Here is a 22,514-nt window from a genome sequence, read left to right on the forward strand (position 1 = left end):
CGCTCACGAAGACGCCGGCGGGGCGCCGCGGTACGCTGGCCGGACCAGCGAGGAGGGTATGGATGAGCACGGACAAGGTGGTTCCCCTACGGCCTCGGACACGACCGCAAGAACTGCCTCTGCGTGCGGCCATCGGCCGGGCGTTGCGGGACGTCCGGACCGAGCAGGGGCGGACCCTGACCGAGGTCGCTGACGCCGCTGGCATGTCGATGCAGTACCTCTCCGAGATCGAGCGGGGCCGCAAGGAGGCTTCCTCGGAGATCCTCCAAGCCGTGTGCGCCGCCCTGAACATCCGCCTTGCCGACCTGGTGGCGCGGACCTTCCGGGTGCTGACCGTCGAGGCCCGCGCCATCCCGGCCGGGCGTCCCACCGGCCCGGTGCTCATGGCCGCGTGAACATCGGCTCCAGAAGCTCGCTGCGGTTGGTGATCACACCATCGACCAGGCCGTACTCGCGCGCCTCGTCGGCGTCGAACACGCGTTCGCGGTCGGTGTCGGCGCGGAGGGACTCGATGGACCGTCCGGTGTGTTCGCTGAGGACCTGAAGCATCTGGGCACGCACCCGTGAGACTTCCCGGGCCTGCAGTTGCAGGTCCGACAGAGCGCCCTGCCCCCTGGCCTCCGGCTGGTGCAGGAGCACCCGGGAATGCCTGAGCGCGAACCGTTTGCCGGGTGCGCCAGCGGCCAGGAGCACAGCAGCGGCCGAGCTCGCCTGCCCGAGACAGATCGTCGCCACGTCGGGGAGTACGTACTGCATCGTGTCGTAGATCGCCATCAGTGCGCTGAACGAACCACCGGGTGAGTTGATGTAGAGCGAGATCTCGGTGTCCGGACTCGCACCCTCGAGATGGACGAACTGCGCCATGACGACGTTCGCCACGTCGTCGTCGATCTCGCTGCCTAGGAAGATGATGCGGTCGGACAGCAGGCGGCTGAAGACGTCGGTGGCGCGTTCGCCGGTGTGGGTGCGTTCGATGACGTTGGGGATGGTGTAGTGGGCCATGGCTCAGAACCCCCTGCGGCCGATGCCGTGACCGATGGTGTCGAGGGAGTCCACCACCGTGTCGATCATCCCGTAGTCACGGGCCTCCTCGGGGGCGAACCAGCGGTCGCGGTCGCTGTCGGTCCGGATGGTCTCGACCGACTGGCCGGTGTGCTCGGCGAGGAGCCGCTGCATCTGGGCCTTGGAGTACTCCAGGTTCTCCGCCTGGATCTCGATGTCGACGGCGGTTCCGCCGATCCCGGCCGAGCCCTGGTGCATCATGATCCGGGTGTGCGGCAGGCTGAACCGCTTGCCCTTCGTACCGGCACAGAGCAGGAACTGGCCCATGCTCGCCGCGAACCCCATCGCCAGGGTCGACACGTCGTTGGGGATCAGTCGCATCGTGTCGTAGATCGCCATCCCGGCGTAGACCACGCCGCCGGGGCTGTTGATGTACAGGCTGATGTCGCTCCTGGGGTCCTCCGCCGACAGCAGTAGCAGCTGGGCGCAGACCCGGTTGGCGCTGACGTCCTCGACCTCTGAGCCGAGTAGGACGATCCGATGGTGCAACAGGCGGGCGGCCAGCTGGTCGTCGAAGGTGTTCGTGCCGGTGGCCGCCTCGATCATGGACAGGTTCACGGTGCCTCCTCGAGTCCGTTCCGACCACCACTGTCGTCGAGGAACGGCGCTCGCCGGCTCATCCTCTGCTGTGGGCAGATCCGCTGAGGGCGAACGAGATCAGCCCCACGCGGTGCCAGCCCGCCCGCGTCAGATGGCGCACCACGGCAGGCGCCGCACCGCCCGGCCGATGCGCCACAGCACCGGGTCGACCCGTCCTTGGTATCCTCGGATCCGGGTCGAGAGGCGCTGCAACGGGCTGATGCCCGCCACGCTCGACCCGGACTGTTGATCGCAAGGGCGCCTCCCAGCGAGTGGGAGGTGCTCCAGTGGTCAGGTCTTCGAGCCGCGACGATGATCGTGGACATGACGACGCCAGAGGTACGCGCGGAGTCACGGCGGGTGAAGCCGCTCAAGGTCTTCGAGAACTCCTCGACCAGCGCATCGTCGTGCTCGACGGGGCCTGGGGCACGATGCTGCAGCAGGCCGGCCTGGAACCGGCGGACTACCGCGCGGACTGGCTCAGCGATCACTCGCACGACGTGACCGGCGACCCTGACCTGCTGAACCTCACGCGTCCCGACGTCGTTCTCGACGTGCACCGGCAGTACCTCACGGCGGGTGCGGACATCACCACGACGAACACGTTCACCGCGACCAGCATCGGCCAGGCGGACTACGGGCTGCAGGCGCTGGTACCGGAGATGAACCTGCGCGGCGCGCAGCTGGCCCGCCAGGCGGCCGACGAGGTGGGCGGCCGGTTCGTCGCCGGCTCGATCGGACCGCTGAACGTCACGTTGTCGCTGTCGCCGAACGTCGAGGACCCTGCCTATCGCGCGGTGACCTTCGATGAGGTCCGGACCGCGTATGCCGAGCAGATCCAGGCATTGGCCGAGGGCGGCGTCGACGTCCTGCTGATCGAGACGATCTTCGACACGCTCAACGCGAAGGCGGCCGTCGCCGCCGCCCGCGAGGTCGCGCCGCACCTGCCGTTGTGGATCTCGGTCACGATCGTCGACCTCTCCGGCCGCACGCTGTCGGGCCAGACCGTCGAAGCCTTCTGGCGTTCGGTCGAACACGCCGAGCCGCTGGTCGTCGGGCTGAACTGCTCGCTGGGTGCGGACGAGATGCGGCCGCACGTCGCGGAGCTCTCCCGGCTGGCCGACACCTACACCGCCTCCTATCCCAACGCCGGCCTACCGAACGCGTTCGGTGGGTACGACCAGACACCGCCGGAGACTGGCCGGCTGCTCGGCGAGTTCGCGAACGCGGGCCTGGTCAACATCGTCGGTGGCTGCTGCGGTACGACGCCGGCCCATATCGAGCAGATCGCGGCCGCCGCCGCCGGTATGTCACCGCGCGAGGTTCCGCCGGCCGCGACACACACCCGCTTCAGTGGTCTCGAGCCGTTCGAGATCGGCGCGGACACCGGGTTCGTCATGATCGGCGAACGCACCAACGTCACCGGCTCGGCGAGGTTCCGCCGCCTGATCGAGGGCGACGACTATCAGGCCGCCGTCGACGTCGCCCTGGAGCAGGTCCGTGGTGGGGCCAACCTGCTCGACGTCAACATGGACGCCGACCTGCTCGACAGCGAGCAGGCCATGACGACGTTCCTCAACCTGATCGCGACGGAGCCGGAGGCGGCCCGCCTTCCGATCATGGTCGACAGCTCGCGGTGGAGCGTGCTGGAGGCCGGGCTGAAATGCGTCCAGGGCAAGGGAATTGTCAACTCCATCAGCCTCAAGGAGGGTGAGGAGCCCTTCCTCGAGCAGGCGCGGAAGATCCGCGCCTACGGCGCCGGCGTGGTCGTGATGGCCTTCGACGAGCAGGGCCAGGCGGACACCACGGAACGCAAGGTGGAGATCTGCGCCCGGGCGTACGACCTGCTCACGCAGCGGATCGGCTTCCCTGCCGAAGACATCGTGTTCGACCCCAACGTGCTCGCGGTCGCGACCGGGATCAGTGAGCACAACGGTTACGCGAAGGCGTTCATCGATGCGCTGCCGCTGATCAAGGAGCGGTGCCCGGGCGCGCGGACGAGCGGTGGCATCTCCAACCTGTCGTTCTCCTTCCGTGGCAACAATGTCGTACGAGAGGCGATGCACTCGGCGTTCCTGTTCCATGCCGTACGCGCGGGCCTCGACATGGGCATCGTCAATGCCGGCCAGCTGGCCGTCTACCAGGACGTGCCGGCGGACCTGCTCGAGCTGGTCGAGGACGTCCTGTTCGACCGGCGCCCTGACGCCACCGACCGGCTCGTCTCCTTCGCGGAGACGGTGAGCGGTTCCGGCACCCGTCGTACCGTCGATCTGTCCTGGCGCGAAGCGGGCGTCGAGGAGCGGCTTGCCCACTCCCTCGTGCACGGCATCGTCGACTTCATCGAGGAGGACACCGAGGAAGCCCGGCAGCAGGCGGCGCGTCCGCTCGACGTGATCGAGGGACCGCTCATGGACGGCATGAAGGTCGTGGGTGATCTCTTCGGCGCCGGGAAGATGTTCCTGCCCCAGGTGGTGAAGAGCGCGCGGGTGATGAAGCGGTCCGTTGCCTATCTCGAGCCGTTCATGGAGGCCGAGAAGCAGCAGGCGATCAAGGACGGGCGGGCGGAATCGGTTCGTGGACAGGGAAAGGTGGTCCTGGCCACCGTCAAGGGCGACGTCCACGACATCGGCAAGAACATCGTGGGTGTCGTCCTCGGCTGTAACAACTACGAGGTCGTCGACCTCGGCGTCATGGTGCCCGCGTCGGTCATCCTGGACACCGCGGCTGCCGAGAACGCTGACGCTGTGGGGCTCTCGGGCCTCATCACGCCGTCATTGGACGAGATGGTCACCGTCGCCACGGAGATGCAACGCCGAGGGCTGAAGCAGCCGCTGCTGATCGGTGGTGCCACGACCTCGCGCCAGCACACCGCAGTACGCATCGCGCCCGCCTACGACAACACCACGGTTCACGTGCTCGACGCGTCCCGGGTCGTCGGCGTCGTCTCCAACCTGCTCGACACCGACCGGGCCGAGGAACTCGCCCAGACCAACCGCGCCGAGCAGGAACGGCTGCGCGAACAGCATGCGGGCAGACGGCGTACTCCGCTGCTGACACTCGCCAAGGCTCGGGCGAACCGGGAGGAGGTGCCTTTCGAGGACCTCCCCGTTCCGGCGTTCACCGGCGTACGCACGATCACACCGGATCTGACGACGCTGCGGAAGATGATCGACTGGCAGTTCCTCTTCCTCGCCTGGGAACTGACGGGGAAGTACCCGGCCATTCTCGACCAGCCGGTGGCCCGCGAACTCTTCGACGACGCGAACACCATGCTGGACCAGATCGTCGCCGATGGCAGCTTCAGAGCTCGTGGCGCGTACGGCTTCTGGCCGGCACATGCCGAGGGCGACGACATCGTTCTCGGCACCGGGGTGCGGTTCCCGATGCTGCGCCAGCAGACGGCGAAGCCGGCCGGGCGGCCCAACCGATGCCTCGCCGACTACGTTGCCCCGGCCGGTGACCACCTGGGCGGTTTCGCGGTGGCCATCCATGGTGCCGAGGAACTCGCCGCGGGCTTCGAGGCGGGGCACGACGACTACCGCGCGATCATGGCGAAGGCCCTGGCCGACCGGCTCGCCGAAGCGTTCGCCGAGCACATCCACCTCGAGGCGCGGCGGGCGTGGTACGAACCCGACGCCGACCCGGCGATCGAGGACCTGCACGCCGAGCGCTTCCGCGGCATCCGGCCGGCCCTCGGCTATCCCGCGAGCCCGGATCACAGCCAGAAGCAGGAACTGTTCGACCTGCTCGACGCGCACGGGCTCGGCATGAAGCTGACCGACTCCTTCGCGATGACGCCCGCCGCCAGCGTCAGCGGCCTGCTCTTCGCCCACCCGTCGTCCAGGTACTTCACGGTGGGGCGCCTCGGCAGGGACCAGACCGAGGAGTACGCCGGGCGGCGCGGCCTCGACCTTTCCGAGGTGGAGCGCTGGCTGCGTCCCAACCTCGACTACGAGCCGCAGGAGCCCTCCGCCGAAGGCTGAACGCTGCTCTGAGGCCGGCGGCAAGGCAGCGATGTCGGCGTTTGCCCGTGGTGCCGCCGCCAGCGGCTCTACGCTGAGACATGAACGCCCACGTCCTTCTCGTCGAGGACGATGCCTCCATCAGGGAGATCACCGCCCTTGGCCTGGCGCGGGCGGGGTTCCGGGTCACGACCGCAACCGATGGCAGCGAGGGCCTCGCGCGGGCGCGGCGGGAAGCGTTCGATCTGCTGCTGCTCGATGTCATGCTGCCGGGGCTCGACGGGTTCGAGGTGTGCCGGCAGATTCGCCGGACGAGCCGGGTGCCGGTGGTCATGCTCACGGCGCGGACGGACCCCATCGATGTGGTCGTCGGTCTCGAGGGTGGTGCCGACGACTACGTACGCAAGCCGTACGAGATCCACGAGCTCATCGCCCGGCTGCGGGCCGTGCTGCGTCGAGCGACCGCGCCGCCGCTGGACACCCCGTTCGCGGTGGGAGACCTGGTGGTCGATCCGGCGAGCTACACCGTCCACAAGTGCGGCCGGGAACTCGCCCTCACCGCGACCGAGTTCCGGCTGTTGGTCGAGCTCGCGCGCCGACCGGGCCAGGTCTTCACCAGGGAGCTGTTGCTCGACCGCGTGTGGGGGTACGACCGGCTGGGCGACTCGCGGCTCGTCGACGTCGCCGTCCAGCGGCTACGCGCGAAGGTGGAGGACGATCCGACCCGACCCGTGCTGATCCGGACCGTCCGTGGCGTCGGCTACAAGCTCACGCCCGGCGCGCCAGTCGAGCGTCAGTAGGCCTGCCATGGCTCGGCGCACGCTCGTCGCGGGGCGGCCGAGGGTTCCGCAGATGTGGCGGTTCCGGCGCAGGCTGACGATCGCGTTCGTCCTCGTCGCCGGCGTCTCCGCGGCAGCGCTGGCGATCGGGGCGTACGCACTGGTCCAGAACGCCCGGTTCGCCGAGTCCCTGCAGCGCGCGGAGTCCGACGTACGGTTCCAGCTCCTGGTGGCCCGTGAGTTCCTGCCGTTGGACAACGACCGCAGCGCCCGGCTGCTCGGGAGTTTCGAACAAAGCGGCCGGCACGTCATCCTCGTGCAGGACACGCAGGCGGCGGCCTCCAACCCGGGCTTCGATCCGCCGTTGTCGCAGCGCCTCCGCTCGGTCACCGCCAACGGTCAGATCGGGTACGAACGCGTTGTGGACGTCGGCCGCCACCTGCTCGTCGTCGGTGGTCGGATCCCGGGCTGCACCAGCCCGGAGAGCGTCGGCCCGACAGCACCCGCGTCGACGTGCTCGGCGGAGCTCTTCGTCGTGTTCGTCGAGGATCGCCTCCATACCGACCTCGCGCAGCTTGCCGCCGCGTTGCTGGGTGGCTGGCTGGGTGTGGTCGCGGTGGCGACCCTGGTGGGCACGGTGATCGCACGGCGTACCCTCGGCCCGGTCGCACGCGCGAGCGAGGCGGCGCGCGCCGTGGCCGAAGGCCTGCTCGACACGCGCCTGCCCGCCGAGGGTCGCGACGAGTTCGGCGCGTGGGCCGCGTCGTTCAACCGGATGGCCGGGGCTCTGGAGGCGAAGATCGCCGCGCTGTCGGCGGCGCAGGAGCGGGAGCGGCGGTTCACCGCCGACGTCGCCCACGAACTGCGTACCCCCGTGACCGCTCTCGTCGCGGCGGCCTCCCTGCTGGCCGACAGCTTCGACCGGTTGCCCGCCGAGGCGCGCCGCCCCGCCGAACTGCTGGTGGGCGACGTCCTGCGGCTGCGGCGGCTGGTCGACGAGCTGATGGAGATCTCCCGGCTGAGTGCGGGTGGTGAGGACGTACGCCGGACGGAGGTCGACCTCTCCGCACTTGTCGCCGCCGTGTTGCGGAGGCACGGCTGGGACCGCTCGGTTCGGGTGGAAGGGGAGCCCGTCACGTTGCTCAGTGATGAGAGGCGGCTGGAACGCATCGTCGCCAACCTGGTCGGCAACGCGGTCGAGCACGGTGATCCGGGCGCGGACGGTGGCGGGATCGCCGTGAGTCTACGCAGGGACGGGCAGTGGGTGTCGATGAGCGTCACCGACCAGGGTCCGGGAATCGCGCGCGAGCACCTGCCCCACCTGTTCGAACGCTTCTACAAGGTCGACACGGCCCGTTCCGGCGGCGGCAGCGGCCTCGGACTCGCCATCGTCCGGGAGAACGTCCGCCTGCTCGGCGGGACCCTCGAGGTGAGCAGCAACGTTGGTGAGGGGACGCAGTTCCGGTTGCGGCTACCGGTGACCGCCAACCCAGCCCCCACACGAGCTTCCACGCCACGAGCGCCCGCAGGACCGGTGGCCGCAGGGCCGGTGGCCGCAGGGCCGGTGGCCGCAGGGCCGGTGGCCGCAGGGCCGGCGAGTGCACAGCCCGGGCCGTCGGCAGCGACACGACTGTTACGCGACGGTGAGGCTGCCGATGAACTCGGCGCGGACCGTGAGGTGCACGAACCTCTCAAGGGGGAAGCACCATGAACACCCATCTCACCCGCCCTGTCCCACGCACAACTCACCCTTCCCGCCCCGTCCGCAGCATCCACGCTGTCCGCACTAGCCACGCTGTCCGCACTGTTCGCACTGTCCGCGCCGGGCGTCGTCGGCTCACTGTTCCGCTGGTCGCACTCGCCCTGGGCGCTTCGCTCGCACTTCCGGCCTGCGTGGCGTCCGGTTCAGGAGCGCTCGGCCCTGCGCCCACGGTGTCGGCGCCGCGCAGCCAGTCGCCGTCCCCGTCCACGCCGCCGCCCACCACGAAGACGCCTGCGCCGACACCGGGGACGTCGGCGAGCGAAGGACCGACCCGAACTAGTCCGCCCCGACCGCCCGGCCCGCCGCCCACCACCACGCCGGCGAGTCCCCGGCCCAAGGATCCGGGCTCTCCCGGCAAGGTCCACACGTTCCAGCTCTGGTTCGTTCGGGACGGCGCGCTGGCCGTGACCAGCAGGACCAGGCCCTGGACGCCCGCCGTCGCCCACCTCGCGGTGACCGAGCTGGTCGCCGGGCCGTCCGCGGTCGAGGCCGCTGCCGGGATGCGCAGCCCGATTCGTACGGACACGGCGTTCTCGATCGCGTCGTACTCCCGAGGAGTCGCCAGCATCGACCTGCCGTCGTCGTTCTTCACCGGTGGTCGAACCCTCGCTCGGCAACGACAGGCGCAGGTCGTCTACACGCTGACGCAGTATCCGACGTTCTCCAAGGTGGAGTTCCGGATCAACGGCGCCGGAAACATGCCGGTCGGACGAGCCGACTACGCCGACCTGCTGCCGCCGATCGTGGTCACGTCGCCGCACATCGGCGCGGCCGTCACCAGCCCGGTCACGGTTTCCGGAACCGCGAACGTCTTCGAGGCCACGGTGAGCATTCGCATTCTCGACGCCTCGGGCGCCGAGATCGCGACCGCCTTCACCACCGCCACCTGCGGAACCGGCTGCCGGGGGAGCTACTCCACAGCCGTCCGCTTCGCGGTCGGCAGAACCCAACCCGGGACGATCCAGGTGTACGAAGTGTCAGCCGAGAACGGCTCACGGATCCACGTGGTCGACATCCCGGTCACCCTCAGTCCGTGACCCGATCCGATGATCGCGGTCCGGAGTCGGGTCAGCGAAGATCCTTGGTGAGCCACAGGATCAGGTCGTGCCCGATGGTCACCGTGGTGCCCTCACCGACGGGCGTGGCGCCGACACACGCGCCGCGCCCGTCGGGGATGTAGCCGCGCCTGGCATACATCCGCTGCGCCGGGCCGTACTCGTCGAACAGGCCGACGGTGATGCCGAGAGTCGCGGCTCCACGGTCCCGGGCGAGTCGTTCGGCGGTGTCCATCAGCCTCGTCGCGATGCCCTGCCGGCGGAATGGTCCCGCCACCGAGACCTGGTGGAGCAGGGGTATGCCGTGGTCCCTGAAGCCGGCATACCTGGACTCCCACCGGATGGTGGCGATGCCGACAGCCTCGTCGCCGTGCATGGCGACGAAACTGGACCCGCCGCCGGAGGGGTGGTCCTCCAGGTGTTCGTCGGCCTTCGCCTCGCTGCCGGTCACCCAGTCGGTCAGGAACCGGATGGTGGGTGGCAGGAGCGCGGGAACGACCGGCTTGATGCTGACATTCGAGGTGGCCACCACGGCAGGCTCGACGACAACCGCCGCCTGACGCAACACCATTCGCGCGCGGTGTCTGCGGGGATCGGGGATCGTACGCGGGGTCGGACGGAGTGCCGGCTAGGACAGGGCCTAGGACCGAGCCAGCGCTGTGGCGGCCTCGACCAGGCGTTCCGCCGATCCGGGAGCGAACGGTCCGCGCAGGCCGTAGTAGCGGTGAGCCTCCTCGACTTCGTACCCACCGAACGCATACTCCGGCGAGGTCGGGAGGTAGCCCGGGCACCCGTCCGTGTAGCCCGCCACCATCGTGACCGCCGCGGGCCTCTGACCGACCGCCGCCCGGATGTCGAGCCCGAGCTGGGCGAACGGCTCTCCCGGCAGGGTGACGATCCGTACGCCGGCCCAGTCGAGAACCCCCACGGGCGCGGGCCACCGGCGTTCGCCCCTGCCGGCGATGCGTTCTGACCAGTCGAGCCAGTACCGCATCAGTGCCGTGAGGCCCGGGTCGGTGCCGGGATCGGCGGCGAGGCGTCGCCACTCGTCGACCCCGTCCACCCCAGGGTCGTCAGCGATGTCCAGGTCCAGCGTGGTCCTGGCCGCGCGCACCGGCCCAGCGTGTGCGACCAGGCGGGCGTCCAGCACCGCGGCCGCGAGCGTTTCACCCGCCTGCTCGGCGGCGGCGAAGGTCCTGGACATCGAGGCCTGCTGGGTGACGGACGCGCTCGCCGCGTGTCCGGTGTTCGCGTCGCCCGCACACCCGGTGAGGAACAGCGCCACACAGCCCGGATGGCGCGCCTCGACCAGCCGGCGTACCACGCCCGGATAGTCGGCGCTGAGCAACGTGTTGTCCGCGCCGAGGACGACCGGATGGCAGGCGTACGACATCACCACCGCGACGGAAGCGCCATCGTCGGCAACGAGCCGTACCACCGGCAGGCTGTGGTCGACCGGACCATCGATACGCCGCCGGTTGCGTGCCACGTCGACCTCGGCGGCGTAGCCGGCCAGCACCTGCACGGGCACGCGCCGCCGGACGGCCGCGGCGATCGCCTCCACACAGGCGTCCTCCAGCTTCGCCAGCCAGACCGCGTCGACACCGCCGCCCAGCCGGCCGGGCACGCTGGCGGGACCACTGTGGGTATGCGTGGCGTGGATGCGTACGCCCTCATCGGGCAGCGGGCACCGCCGTGCCACCGTGGCGCAGAAGTCCTCGTGCAGGCCCACCACGTCGACCGCGACCAGCGCCGTGTCCTCGAGACAGACCGCCCGCACCGTGATCGGGTCGTGGACGCCGGTCGCCGGGCCCAGGCGGGCCGCGTAGCCGGACATCGTGGCGCCCGCGGGCGGTGTCACGTCGACCACGGCGGCCCCTGCGCGTACCGTCCGTTCGCCACTCATGCGATCACCCTCCCGGAGCGGCCACCCTCCGGCGGCAGCGGGTCGTGGGCCAGTTCGCCCAGGAGCAGCAGCGCGCGGGCGATGTGGAACGGATCCTTGACGGGGAGCGCGACGGTGGCCTCCAAGGGACTCCCGTCGCGCCGGCGGATCTGGATCCACTCCTGTCCCGGACCGGCCGGGAAGGTCGCCATCGTGTACGCACGCAGCCGTTCGTACCACTCGGCGACGTCCGCCCGGCCGGTCTGAGCGCCGAGCAGGGCCAACGTGTAGAGCGCCTCCGCATGTGGCCACCAGAGCTTGGTGTCCCAGGTGTCGGCGACCAGCGCCTCGTAGCGATCGTCCGTACGCCTGCCGCGCGGTTCGCCCCCGTCCCGGTCGGCGAACCGGAACAACCCGCCGTGCTCGTCGTCCCAGCCGATCCGGCAGGCGTGGACCGCGACGTCACACAGGTCGTCCAGGCGGTCGGCGAGGCTGCCCGGCGCGAGATCCGCCGCGTGCCGCAGGAACCACAGGGCCTCGAGCACGTGCCCCGGTGCCCGGTGCCGCGCCAGCATGGTGTCGTCCCGGCCGGACACGAGAGGGGGCATCTCGGCGACGTCCGCTTCGCGCAGGTGCGTCCGTTCGATCTGGGCGACGGCGTCCGAGACGATGCCCGCCGACCGGTCGGATCCCGTCGCGCGGTGCACCTGCTCGCCCACACCGGTCAGGATCATCGGGAGGGCGAACGACGCGTGCCCGGCCGGCACGGGATAGGGCGCCGACTCGAACGTCCCGGCGGCGATGCGTTCCGCGGCTGTGGCGAGCAGCCGCTCGCCGAGGTCGGTCCACCGCTCACCGTCCGGCGCCTCGACGACGCGCTCGGCCTGGGCAAGGCCGGCGAAGCCCAGCGCGGCGAACAGGTCCGCGAACACGCTGGCCTCACCGGCACCCGGCTTCGGCCGCCCGGCGCGGTCGGTCACGAACACCGTCGTCCCGTCCGGCCGCACGGCGTGGTCGCGGACGAAGGCAGCGGTGGACCGGGCCTGCGCAAGGTAAATCGCGGGATCGAGATCGCCCACCCCACGGGCGGCGGCCGTCGCGACCCGCGCCATCAGCCAGACCCAGCGCCCCTGCGACCAGGTGTACTTGTCGGTCGACACGAGCGTCGTACCCGCGTTGTTCCAGCAGGTGAACACGCCGCCGTGCTCGCGGTCGGGGCCGTGCTGCATCCACCAGGCGAGCACATCATCGACGAGGTGCCGCCCGATGGCGGTGTTGGCTTCGATCGGATTGGCCCCGATCGGGTCGGCCTCAGCCGGCTCGGGCATCGGCGCGCTCCGGTGTGCCGGCGTCGTCGGCGTCGGTGGACAGGGCTTCGACCAGTTCGGCGGAGCGCACGTCGTGCCACGGCCGAACCAACCCGATGAGGATGTACGCCAGCAGCGCGACGACCACCGGTCCGCCGACCTGGACCGCCGTCACCAGGTCGGGCGCCAGCGAGACGACCCAGGCGTCGATGACGTACCTCGTGACGACGAACGTCGCCAGGCCAGCCGCCCAGGACAGGATCGCGGCCGCCGGCCCGCAGCGCCGGAACGCCGGAAGCAGGCCGAACAGCATCGGGATCGCGATCGGCCCGACGAGAGCGCCGAACCACAAGATGATCAGGCCGAGGACGCCGCCGAAGCTGTCGGCGGTGAGTGCGATGACCATGCTCAGCGCGATGAAGGTGAAGACGCTGATCCGCCCGACGACGAGCTCCGTGCGCGCTGCCGCGCCGCGGATGCCGCGCCACACGGCGGGCAGGATGTCGCGGGTGACCACTGCGGAGATGGCGTTCGCGTCGGATCCGGTCATCGCCATGGTGTGCGAGAAGAGTCCGGCGAGGACGAGGCCGACGAGCCCCACCGGCAGCAGTTCCTTGGTGAGCAGGGCGTACGACTGCTCCGGGTTCGCGAGGTCGGGCAGCAGCAGTGGCGCCGCCCACATGGGGAAGAACATCACCAGCGGCCACCCGAGGTACAGGCCGGCGGAGAGCAGCGCGGCCCGGCGGGCGGTGCTGCCCCTCGGCGAGGCGATGAAGCGCTGCGCGAGGTTCCAGGTGCCGCCGTTGTAGGACAGGGTGTTGATGAGCAGGTAGACCAGGACGAACAACGGGGTGTACTGCCCGCTGAACGGTTCGGCGTTGCCCTCGGGCAGGTCGCCCCACATGGTCCAGATCGACGAGACGCCGCCGAGGTGGGCCAGCACCGCGACGAACATCACGACGCCGGCGACGAGTTGGATGAGGAACTGGCCCAGGTCGGTGAGCGCGTCGGCCCACAGCCCGCCGATGGTCGAGTAGATCAGCGTGACGCCGCCGGTGAGCAGGACACCCCACGCGAGGGGTACGCCGGCGAACACGTTCAGCAGCAGGGCCGTGGCGGTCCACTTGGCGCCGACGTCGAAGACCTTGAGTGCCGTGCCACTCCAGGCGAGCACCTGTTGCGTCGGGAGGTTGTAGCGGATCTTGAGGTACTCCAGCGGCGAGATCACCCCGAGCCGCATGCGCAGTCGTGGCCAGCGAGGTACGAACACGAAAGCACCCACGAGCATGGCGAAGGTGATGCCGAGCGCCCACCAGATGTAGAGAACGAACCCCTCGGTGTAGGCGATCGCCGCGTACCCGACGAACACCGCCGCGCTGTAACCCGACATGTGGTGCGAGATGCCCGAGAGCCACCACGGCATCCTGCCGCCTGCGGCGAAGAAGTCGGCCGCGTTGTGGATGCGCGCCTTCGCCCACATCCCGATGGCCACCATCACGACGAAGTAGCCGACGACCACCGTCCAGTCCAACGCCGACATGACGTCTCCTCGCTGGGTTGACACCGCCTGGCTCCTGGCCAGCCACCTTGGCGTGCAATCGGTTGCCGGTCAACCTGGCAAGCGAACCTGGCGAGCCAACTCGGCAAGCCAACTCGGCAAGCCAGCCTGCGGTCAGCCGGCCAGGGCGGACAGCACCGTCGCTGTCACCGTGTCGCCGGCCTTGCGTGCGGACAGGCGGCCGGCGTTGACCTCCTCGGCGGCCTGGTGCATCAGGCCGTAGACGCTGGCGACGAGCCAGCTTCGCGGCAGGTCGGTACGGAACTCGCCGTCGGCCTGCCCTCGGGAGATGAGCTTCGCGACCCGGCCGAACAACGGTGCGTGGAGTGCGCGTAGCCGGGGTGGGGGTAGATCGGTGGCGGCGAGGGCGTAGAGGGTGCGGTACCGGTCGAGTGTTCGCCACTGGGACCGCAGCAGTCGGGACAGAGCCTCTTGCGGCGGGCCATCGTCGAGCCTCAGCTCACTCACCAGTTCCTTCGCGTCCGCGATGGCACGGTCCACGACGGCTTCGAGCAGTGCCTCCCGAGTAGGGAAATGGGTGTAGAGAGTGACCCTGCTGACACCGGCCGCACGGGCGAGGGCCGCCATGTTGACCTCGCCGCCGGCGAGGATCCCGTCCAACGCGGCGTCGATGATCGTGGCGACGTTGCGTTCCGCGTCGGCGCGTCGGCGCCGGGGCGTGGCGCGGTTCGCGGCCGTCTCGCCGGTCATGGTGTGAGGATACGGCGACGCACGGGGTGCGCCTGGACATGACCCGCGCGGACGAAGACCCATGCCGATGGGCGAACGCCTCGCTCCGATCTCCGCGCACGCCGGCGGATCAGCCGGCCGCCGGGAGCGGCTCCGGGGCGTGGCGGACTTTTGCCCGCGCCATGGCGTGAAGCCGACCAAGCGACAGGACGTGCAGCCCGATGATCAGGGGGACGGCCACCGTCGGGACGAGCACCAGCGGCAGCATCCCGAGCGCCTCCGTAGAGGGGGCGACGTGGATGAGCTGGACCGGTCCTAGGCCGGCGAGGTAGCCGACGGCCAGGGCGACAGCGAGGTCGAGGATGCCGAACAGGTGGAAGCTCACCCCACCGCGCCGGTCGCCGCGTGCCAGCCGCCAGACGAGGAACGGCGCGGCCACCCCGGCGGCGATGTCTCCCAGACCGGCGGGCAGCGCGAAGGCCGCGGGCAGGTGCCCGAGCGCCATCACGGTCAGGAACGTTGCGCCGACGATCCGGAATACGTTCGGGAGGACGAGAAGGGACAGAGCCCCAGGGTGGGCCAGGATGCGGGACACGAGGGGAATCCGGCCGGCGAGGAGCACTTCGGCGAGGACCGAGACGGCGGCGAGTCCGAGCCATGGCCTGACGTCTCCGGAGCCCTGGACGTAGGCGCCGGAGAATGTCTCGATCAGGGCCGGGTCGCGCTGACCAGCCAGAAGCGACCCGGCAGGTGAACCCCGTCGACCTGTTCGTACGGACGCAGCGCCGCGCTGACCGCGGGACGGACGTCGGTGTGCGCCCGGCCGGTCTGGCTGAGCAGGAAACGAGCCGGGCCCATGCCGAGGAAGAACTCGGCGGCATCGTCGGCGTCGCGGCCGTACGTCATCCGTACGCCGATCTCCGTGGCGGTCACCGTCTCGAACCCGGCGGCGCGCAGCACCTTGTCGAGGTGGTCCCGGTCTGCCAGGGAGAACATCCCGGGGTCACCTGGTGCCGCAGGTCCAGGCGGACGACCGAGTAGTGCCGTCATCGGGGCGACGAACCAGTTCTGCCGGTGGACCTCCTGCGGACACACGAACAACAAGCGCCCAGCGGTCCGGAGCGCGCGTCCGATGTTGGCGAAGGCGGCGACCGGATCGGCGAAGAACATGACTCCGCCGCGGCTGATCGCCACGTCGAAACCGCCGGACTCGAACGCGTGCACCTGCGCATCGCCCTGTTCGAAGCGCACGTTGTCGATGCCTTCGTCCGCCGCGGTGGCCCGGGCTCGTTCGAGCATCGGCCCTGACAGGTCGACTCCGAGGGCGTACCCCCGAGCCGCTCGGACGGCCGCCGACCTCGTGGACTGTCCGTTTCCGCAGCCGACGTCCAGCACGCGGTCCTGCACGCCGATCGCGGCTCCGGCGAGCAGATGGTCGTTCAACTCGCGGCTGACCGCGTCCCATCGGTCCTGATGGGCAGCCCAGTGCTCGCCCTCATATCCGTTCCACGCCTCGGCCTGGTGTGTGTTGACGATCGATTGCACGAGGGGTCCCTTCCTGTCGATCTTCCGCGTTCCACCGGGCGGGTGACCCCCCCGACTGGAACCTGAACACTGTTGTAAAGGATAGTACCTGGCTAACGATAACCTGAACAGGTGTGTTCAGGTAGCTGCGGGGTCCTCCGCGTTGCCGAGATCGCCTGCCCTCGGCTGGCGTCGCCGAGAAACGAGACCTCGATTCCTCCCGATTGTCCGTACGACAACGCCTGTGCCGAGACGCGCAGCACCTGTCCGGACTGGCCCGATCGCCGCGTCACCGACCGTGCCGATGCCCGCCTGTCTGTCGCGGACGCGCGGAGCTGACGAATGGAATCAAGGCCCAGGCGGGTAGGTGACCAGGCGATGAGGCCGCGCCAGTCCTACGACGTGGCATGTGGCGCCTGGAGGGAGATCCTCGGCATGAGTAAGGCCGACAAGGCAAAGAGCAAGGTCAAGAAGATGAAGGGGATGGCCAAGGAGAAGGTTGGCCAGGCCACCCACAACGAACAAGCCCAAAAGGAAGGACGTTCGGAGCAGGCGGAAGCGCAGGCACGACAGGCCGGCGACAAGATGGGCGATGCCGCTCGCGACGTCAAGGAATCGGCGGAGCGGAAGTTCACCGACAGCGAGTGAGCCGACTTCTCCGAAACCGCGATCCCGTTGGGCCGGATGCGTCGGCCTGACGGGATCGCGCGGGTCGGGTCGCACGTCGGTGTCCGATCTGGCTGTCCCCACGAACGTGAATCTGTCCGTTACAGGTCCCTCCTCGAGCATGGCCTTGTGTCTTGGTCAACTCCACTGGTACGACGCATGCACCGTGCGGAGAATCCAGCCGCCACCAGCTCGTGGAGGACCAATGAGTCCGTCATCGAATGCCCACCACCCGGACCTCTCCCGGCGCCGGCTGCTCGAGATCATCGGCCTGAGCGCGGCGGGCGCCAGCATCGTGGGCGCCTGCGGCGGCGACGGTGAGGGAGGGCGCGGGGCGGGCGGTGGCGGGACGGCGGAGTTCGTGGGCGCCTGGCCGTACCAGGTCCCGCCGAAGGGCCACTTCAACATCATGGCCGGCGTCACCGACGGCATTCTCGCCGGCAGCATCTACCAGGACCTCATCTTCCTGCCCGGCGGCATGTACTACTGGCAGGACAAGAAGTGGGAACGGCTGCTCGCCGACTCGTGGGCGTTCGACGCGGCGGCGAAGACGTTCACGCTCACCATCAAGCCCGACCTCACCTGGAACGACGGCTCGCCACTCACCAGCAAGGACGTCATGACGACCTTCTGGTGCCGGCGGATCATGCGGCAGACCGAGTGGGGTTTCGTGACGTCGATGGAGGCGACCGACGAGCGCACGGTCGTGTTCACGATGAACAATCCGTCCAGCGTCGTCGAGCGGTACGTGCTGCGGGCGCCCATCATGGCCGACGCGACCTACGGCCAGTTCGCGCAACGGGCCGAGGACCTCTTCGCGTCCGGCAAGGATCTCGACACCGACGAGGGCGGCACCCTGAACGAGGATCTCCAGGCCTACCGCCCGCAGGATCCCGAACGGGACGTGTTGACCAGCGGGCCGTTCAGATACGACTTCGCCAGCATCACCAACGCGCAGCTCACGCTCGTCAAGAACGACAAGGGTTTCGCCGCGGACAGGATCAAGTTCGACACGATCACGTTGTACGCCGGTGAGTCGGCGAGCCAGATCACCCCGCTGGTGTTGTCGAAGGAGGTCGACTACGCCACCCACGGGTTCGCGGTCGCGGAGGAGCAGCAGTTCGTCAAAAAGGGTGTCCGGGTCATCCGGCCGCCCGTCTATTCAGGTCCGGCCCTGCTGTTCAACCTCGACAAGCTGCCGGAGTTCAAGGACGTGCGGGTGCGGCGCGCCCTGGCACACGCGATCGACCGCAAGGCCAACGGGACGTTCGCCCTCGGCAGGTCGGGTGTGGGCGTCGAGTCGATGACGGGCTTCTCCGACATCCTGGTTCCCGGCTGGCTGTCCGAGGAGGAGCAGGCCAAGCTCGACACCTATGCGTACGACCAGGCCAAGGCGGCGGCAATGCTCACCGACGCCGGTTGGAAGAAGGTCGGTGGGGCGTGGCAGAAACCGGACGGGACGAAGGCGAGCTACACGCTCGTGTTCCCGGCGGAGTGGGCCGACTGGTCGACCTCGGGCACCAACCTCGCGCGGCAACTGACGAAGTTCGGCATCGCCGTTCGTCCACGCGGCGTGACCGCCAACCAGCAACCGATCGACGTCGACAAGGGCGCGTTCGAGCTGGCGATCCAGGCGTGGGGATCGAGCCACCCGCACCCACACTTCTCGTTCGTCACCGATCTGTTCACGCACAACATCCCTATCGCGGCCAACCAGGGTGGCAAGGGAATCGCCTTCGAACTCACCCAGGACACCGACGCGTTCGGGCCGGTCGACCTCGAGAAGATCGTCAACGCCGCAGGGGAAGGGCTCGACGAGGCCGCGCAGAAGCAGAACGTGGCGACGGCCGCACTCGCGTTCAACGAACTGCTCCCGATCATTCCGCTGTTCGAGAGGTACGGAAACAACCCGGCATTGGAGGGCACCCGGGTGAAGGGTTGGCCGGCCGACGACGATCCGATCCTGCAGAACTCGCCGTACGCCGACAACTTCGCCATCCTGGCGATGTTCACCGGGAAGCTGGCGCCTGCCAGCTGAGACACCAGCGCCCGGCACACGGTGCGAGTCTCAGCCGAGCGCGTCGTAGGTCATGCGGAGCTGACGTTGCCGCGCCGGATCTTCGCTGCGGGGGTAGAGATCCTGGTAGGCGTACCGACTCGAGCCGATGGGATAGGTGTCCGGTCCGGCCCAGATGCCGATGACGTTGCGTCGCGGTGTGGTGGATCGGTTCGCGCCGCCGCCGTGGAGGATGTTGACGTGGAACAACACGGCCGACCCGGCCGGACAGGTGACCGTCCTGCGTTCCATGCCGGCGGGTAGGTCGGCCTCGTCGATGTCCTGGTCACCCACCGAGACGTTCTCGTCGACGAGCAGGTGACTGCCGGGGAGGACGACCGTCGCGCCGTTCTCCTCGGTCATGTCGTCGAGACACAGCATCGCCGTCAGCAGGTTGGCCGTGGAGTGGTAGAGGTACGGAAGGTCGCGGTGCCAGACGAACGCACTGCTCGCCTGGGGTTCCTTGTTGATGCACTTGTAGTTGTGGAAGTGGAACTCCCTGCTCTCGAACAGCGTCTCGAGCACGTCCAGCAGAGGTTCGTAGCGGATCAACCGCGCGAACACCGGATCGAAGAGCGGGAGTTCCATGATCAGCCGGACCGCCTTGCCCACCCGCTCGGCGTCCGGGCGGTCACCGCCGTCGCGGGCGTAGTCCCGTTCCAACTGCACATGCGAACGCAGGTGCGGCGGAACTCCGTCTGGGTCGTCGGTGATGCGATCGATCGCTTCGCGAAGTGTCGCGAGCGTCTTGTCATCGAGGCAGTCCTCGACCACCAGATAACCATCGCGTTCGTACGCGGCCTTCCACACGTCCGGCTGGTGTCTCACGGCCTTCGTCCCTCCTGTGTACGCAGGACCTCGAGCGTATAGAGCTTGACCTGTTCATTCGTAGTCCTGGGACCAGGATTCTCGCCACGACGGATGGCGAGGTTTCCAACCCAGCGACCTCGCGCGGGCATTGCTCGCCGCCCGTCCCTCTGCCCGCGCGGAGATGGAGGAGACGACACCCCCGGCGACAGCGACGAGGGCGGGTCCCCATTCGTCGACATGGGTCGCCGCGTCATCCACGACATTGACGACGCCACGAGGCCAGGTGAGCGCCGCAACCGTCGCATCGGTTGCATCCTCGACGTGGACGAAGCTCGTCCACGCCGTTGTCGCCACGACCTCACCCTCGCGGGCACGGCGGTGGAAGGCACCGCCCTCCGGGCTGTACCAGGTGCCGGGGCCGTAGAGCATGCCGTACCGCAGGACGACTCCGCGCCCGAGGCTGAGCACCGCCTCCTCCAGGGACTCGACTGACCCGAAGGCGGGCGACCCGTCCTCGGCGCGCGCCAGGGGCACAGTCTCGTCGGCGAGACCCTCGCCGGGCTCGTACGCCCAGGCGATGCTCTGCGCGATCATGTGGTCCACTCCGCAGGCGTGGGCGGCGGCGACGAGGTTGGCCGTCCCCTCGACCCGCAACCGGGCGTTGCCGCCGAAGTCGAACTCCGCGAGGTCGGTGAGTTCGTGGATGATCAGGTCTGGTCGCGACGTCTCCACCGCACGCGTCACGTCGGCAGGAACCAACGCGTCCATGAGGAGTGCGGTGGCACCACACGCCTCGATCGAGGCTGTCCGTTCGGGCCGCCTGGTCGTCGCGAAGACGTCGTGACCGGCCCGGACGAGCCTGTCGACAATCCGTGCTCCCAGGACGCCGGTCCCGCCGGCGACAAGAACGCTCGATGCGCGACTGCTCACTCGATGAAGTATTGCTCAGGTCTCGTCAGGCCCGGCGTCAGGCATGTCACCGAGTCGCGCATCGACGCTGGTACGTTGCGGAAGTTGTTCTTGACCACGCCGTAGTTGTTGGCCGGAAGACTGATGCCGATCACGTTGAACATCTCGGCGTTGATCTCGAGGATCTTCTTCATCAGCGCGTGCTGGTCGGCCTCGTCCGGCGTCACCTGGATCTCGTCATAGAGCGACAGCGTCCGGGCGACGAGTTCGGGCGGTTTCTCGCCGGAGGCGCCACGGGTGTGGTACCACTCCCGCCACAGCGGCCCGGGGGTGATGGTTCCGTCGAGCGGGAGATACCACATGGGACGCAGAAGAACGTCGGCGTCATAGCCGAGCTCTCCCTCCCACATCGAGATGTCGAAGTCGTTGGCCTCGGAGCGTTCGAGCCACAGTGACCTGTCCTGGGCCTGCGGGCTGATGTCGACACCGACCTTCTTCCAGTACGACTTCAACAGGTCGGCGACGTCCGCCCACTGCGGAGTCCACGAGGTGACGAACGTGATCTGTGCCGAGATCCGCCGGCCGTCGGGGCCGAGGCGGAAACCCGCCGAGTCCCGTTCGGTGTAGCCGGTCTTGTCAAGGATGCTGTCGGCGAGGGCCGGATCGTACTCCAGGTACTGCGTGGCAAGGCGCTCGTCGTAGAACACCGACTCCTTGCGGGGACTGGTCTGCCACGGTTCACCCTGCCGCTGGAAGACCACATCGATGATCTCCTGCCGGTTGATCGCGTGCGAAAGGCCGACGCGGAAGTCCCGCTGGTTGAAGATCTCGCGCTTGGCCGGGTCCTTGTGGGTGAGGTTGAACGCGATGACGGTCGTGTTCATCGACGTCGGAACGGTCTCGAAGAATCGGTAGTCGCCGTTCTGTCTGTTCTTGGCGAGAACGGGCTTGTTCCTCGGCTTGCCGATCGTGCGGTTCTGCATGTCGATCTCGCCGTTCATCGCCTTCAACAGCATGACCTCGGCGTCGCCAAGGATCTCGTAGTTCACCCGGTCGATGTAGGGAAGCTGCCGGCCCTCGGTGTCGACCTTCCAGTAGTACGGATTCCGTTCGACGATGGCCCGTTGGCCGTCGCCGAGTGCGGTGATCGTGCGCCAGGCATAGACGGTGGGGCACTCGGGATTCATGTAGGTCTCGCCCGCACCGAGTCCGATGCAGGCCTTCGTTCCGAAGAGTTCCACCCAGTCGTCGGCGCCGGCCTCCTCGACGAGCGCGTCGACGTCGGGGTTGTAGGACTTGTGGAACTGTTGGAGATAGTGCTTCGGGAAGCGTACGAACGTACCGCTGCTGGACGCGTGCTTCTTGATGCACAGACCCTCCGGCCGCTCGAAGACGAACCTGACGGTGTGGTCGTCGACCTTCTCCGCCACCGACGGGTTCTTTGCCTCGATCGGTGTGATCTCCCGATTGTTCACCACGTCGTTCTGGTAGAAGACGATGTCGTCGGCGGTGAACGGCTCGCCGTCGGACCACTTCATTCCGGGCCGCAGGTGGAAGGTGTGCGTGGTGCCGTCAGCACTGCTCTCGTAGGACTCGGCGACGTTCGGGATGATCTTGGTGAAGTCAGGACTCCACCGCAGCAGGCCTTCGTAGCCGATCGTGCGGTCCATCCAGACCGCGTCGGCGACGCCGAGCAGGGCGGTGTGCCAGGTGCCGCCGTAGAAGCCGGGCCGCTCGACCGGTTCGATCACGAGTGGCTTGTCGGGGAGGCGTTCCTTCAGCGGGGGAAGATCGCCGTCCTTCACGAGCTTCGCCCACATGGGTGCCTCCTTCGCCCCCAGCTGGCCGTCACTTCCGGACGCTCGCCCATCCCCTTTCGGTGTGGTGGAGAGATCGCAGCCGGTCAAGGA

The 22,514-nt window shown here is 68.8% G+C and carries 19 protein-coding genes and 1 riboswitch; of the genes, 7 read left to right on the top strand and 12 right to left on the bottom strand.

Annotated features, from left to right (window positions below; all coding sequences use genetic code 11):
- Positions 1 to 62: 62 nt before the first annotated feature.
- The gene (locus ABN034_RS27925; protein WP_349693960.1) at positions 63 to 395 is read left to right on the top strand and encodes a helix-turn-helix domain-containing protein; all 333 of its coding nucleotides are present in this window, start codon (positions 63 to 65) and stop codon (positions 393 to 395) included.
- Here the strand turns inward: ABN034_RS27925 and ABN034_RS27930 are convergent.
- Positions 382 to 1,002 (bottom strand): ClpP family protease, encoded by a 621-nt coding sequence (locus tag ABN034_RS27930; RefSeq protein ID WP_349329434.1) that lies wholly within the window; start codon positions 1,000 to 1,002, stop codon positions 382 to 384. The two genes, ABN034_RS27925 and ABN034_RS27930, sit on opposite strands and share 14 nt — an antisense overlap.
- A 3-nt stretch (positions 1,003 to 1,005) precedes the next feature.
- Complete coding sequence (locus tag ABN034_RS27935) at positions 1,006 to 1,608, bottom strand: ClpP family protease (RefSeq protein WP_349694015.1); 603 nt, start codon at positions 1,606 to 1,608, stop codon at positions 1,006 to 1,008.
- Between the two features lie 226 nt (positions 1,609 to 1,834).
- Positions 1,835 to 1,912, top strand: a riboswitch (S-adenosyl-L-homocysteine riboswitch).
- Between the two features lie 16 nt (positions 1,913 to 1,928).
- On the opposite strand from ABN034_RS27935, the gene metH reads away from it, so the two are divergent.
- The 4 genes from metH to ABN034_RS27955 all read left to right on the top strand — a co-directional run bounded on the left by metH (position 1,929) and on the right by ABN034_RS27955 (position 9,181).
- A complete protein-coding gene (metH, locus tag ABN034_RS27940; RefSeq protein ID WP_349693961.1) occupies positions 1,929 to 5,624 on the top strand; it encodes a methionine synthase in 3,696 nt (1,231 codons plus the stop codon).
- Between the two features lie 80 nt (positions 5,625 to 5,704).
- The gene (locus tag ABN034_RS27945; RefSeq protein ID WP_349693962.1) at positions 5,705 to 6,403 is read left to right on the top strand and encodes a response regulator; all 699 of its coding nucleotides are present in this window, start codon (positions 5,705 to 5,707) and stop codon (positions 6,401 to 6,403) included.
- Positions 6,404 to 6,410: 7 nt separating this feature from the next.
- The gene (locus ABN034_RS27950; RefSeq protein ID WP_349693963.1) at positions 6,411 to 8,093 is read left to right on the top strand and encodes an ATP-binding protein; all 1,683 of its coding nucleotides are present in this window, start codon (positions 6,411 to 6,413) and stop codon (positions 8,091 to 8,093) included.
- On the top strand, positions 8,090 to 9,181 hold the full coding sequence (locus ABN034_RS27955) for a Gmad2 immunoglobulin-like domain-containing protein (protein ID WP_349693964.1): 1,092 nt from the start codon (positions 8,090 to 8,092) through the stop codon (positions 9,179 to 9,181). The genes ABN034_RS27950 and ABN034_RS27955 overlap by 4 nt, the downstream gene beginning before the upstream one ends.
- Before the next feature lie 31 nt (positions 9,182 to 9,212).
- Here ABN034_RS27955 and ABN034_RS27960 read toward each other — a convergent pair whose 3' ends face one another.
- From ABN034_RS27960 to ABN034_RS27990, 7 genes are all read right to left on the bottom strand, one after another.
- On the bottom strand, positions 9,213 to 9,770 hold the full coding sequence (locus ABN034_RS27960; protein WP_349693965.1) for a GNAT family N-acetyltransferase: 558 nt from the start codon (positions 9,768 to 9,770) through the stop codon (positions 9,213 to 9,215).
- Between the two features lie 69 nt (positions 9,771 to 9,839).
- Positions 9,840 to 11,105 carry a neutral/alkaline non-lysosomal ceramidase N-terminal domain-containing protein gene (locus ABN034_RS27965; protein ID WP_349693966.1) on the bottom strand — a complete coding sequence of 422 codons (1,266 nt, stop codon included), beginning with the start codon at positions 11,103 to 11,105 and terminating at the stop codon, positions 9,840 to 9,842.
- Positions 11,102 to 12,412: an AGE family epimerase/isomerase gene (locus tag ABN034_RS27970; RefSeq protein WP_349693967.1), complete on the bottom strand. Its 1,311-nt coding sequence runs from the start codon at positions 12,410 to 12,412 to the stop codon at positions 11,102 to 11,104. The genes ABN034_RS27965 and ABN034_RS27970 overlap by 4 nt, the downstream gene beginning before the upstream one ends.
- Positions 12,396 to 13,955 carry a sodium:solute symporter family protein gene (locus ABN034_RS27975; RefSeq protein ID WP_349693968.1) on the bottom strand — a complete coding sequence of 520 codons (1,560 nt, stop codon included), beginning with the start codon at positions 13,953 to 13,955 and terminating at the stop codon, positions 12,396 to 12,398. Before ABN034_RS27975 ends, ABN034_RS27970 begins: the two co-directional genes overlap by 17 nt.
- 108 nt (positions 13,956 to 14,063) lie before the next feature.
- Complete coding sequence (locus ABN034_RS27980; RefSeq protein ID WP_349693969.1) at positions 14,064 to 14,660, bottom strand: TetR/AcrR family transcriptional regulator; 597 nt, start codon at positions 14,658 to 14,660, stop codon at positions 14,064 to 14,066.
- 109 nt (positions 14,661 to 14,769) lie between these two features.
- The gene (locus ABN034_RS27985) at positions 14,770 to 15,375 is read right to left on the bottom strand and encodes a DUF8737 domain-containing protein (protein WP_502879104.1); all 606 of its coding nucleotides are present in this window, start codon (positions 15,373 to 15,375) and stop codon (positions 14,770 to 14,772) included.
- Positions 15,348 to 16,184: a class I SAM-dependent methyltransferase gene (locus ABN034_RS27990; RefSeq protein WP_349693971.1), complete on the bottom strand. Its 837-nt coding sequence runs from the start codon at positions 16,182 to 16,184 to the stop codon at positions 15,348 to 15,350. The genes ABN034_RS27985 and ABN034_RS27990 overlap by 28 nt, the downstream gene beginning before the upstream one ends.
- Positions 16,185 to 16,598: 414 nt before the next feature.
- Between ABN034_RS27990 and ABN034_RS27995 the strand changes: the two genes are divergently transcribed.
- Positions 16,599 to 16,811 (top strand): CsbD family protein, encoded by a 213-nt coding sequence (locus ABN034_RS27995; RefSeq protein WP_349329446.1) that lies wholly within the window; start codon positions 16,599 to 16,601, stop codon positions 16,809 to 16,811.
- Positions 16,812 to 17,034: 223 nt separating this feature from the next.
- Complete coding sequence (locus ABN034_RS28000; RefSeq protein ID WP_349693972.1) at positions 17,035 to 18,867, top strand: ABC transporter substrate-binding protein; 1,833 nt, start codon at positions 17,035 to 17,037, stop codon at positions 18,865 to 18,867.
- A gap of 30 nt (positions 18,868 to 18,897) precedes the next feature.
- Here ABN034_RS28000 and ABN034_RS28005 read toward each other — a convergent pair whose 3' ends face one another.
- Genes ABN034_RS28005 through ABN034_RS28015 form a run of 3 tightly spaced genes read right to left on the bottom strand, consistent with a single transcriptional unit; the run spans position 18,898 to position 22,424 of the window.
- Positions 18,898 to 19,713 (bottom strand): phytanoyl-CoA dioxygenase family protein, encoded by an 816-nt coding sequence (locus ABN034_RS28005; protein ID WP_349693973.1) that lies wholly within the window; start codon positions 19,711 to 19,713, stop codon positions 18,898 to 18,900.
- A gap of 54 nt (positions 19,714 to 19,767) precedes the next feature.
- Positions 19,768 to 20,625 carry an NAD-dependent epimerase/dehydratase family protein gene (locus ABN034_RS28010; protein WP_349693974.1) on the bottom strand — a complete coding sequence of 286 codons (858 nt, stop codon included), beginning with the start codon at positions 20,623 to 20,625 and terminating at the stop codon, positions 19,768 to 19,770.
- The gene (locus tag ABN034_RS28015; protein WP_349693975.1) at positions 20,622 to 22,424 is read right to left on the bottom strand and encodes an ABC transporter substrate-binding protein; all 1,803 of its coding nucleotides are present in this window, start codon (positions 22,422 to 22,424) and stop codon (positions 20,622 to 20,624) included. Before ABN034_RS28015 ends, ABN034_RS28010 begins: the two co-directional genes overlap by 4 nt.
- Positions 22,425 to 22,514 lie beyond the last annotated feature (90 nt).

Origin of the sequence: Actinopolymorpha sp. B11F2, from assembly GCF_040195635.1 — a bacterium.
Taxonomy (GTDB): Bacteria; Actinomycetota; Actinomycetes; order Propionibacteriales; family Actinopolymorphaceae; genus Thermasporomyces.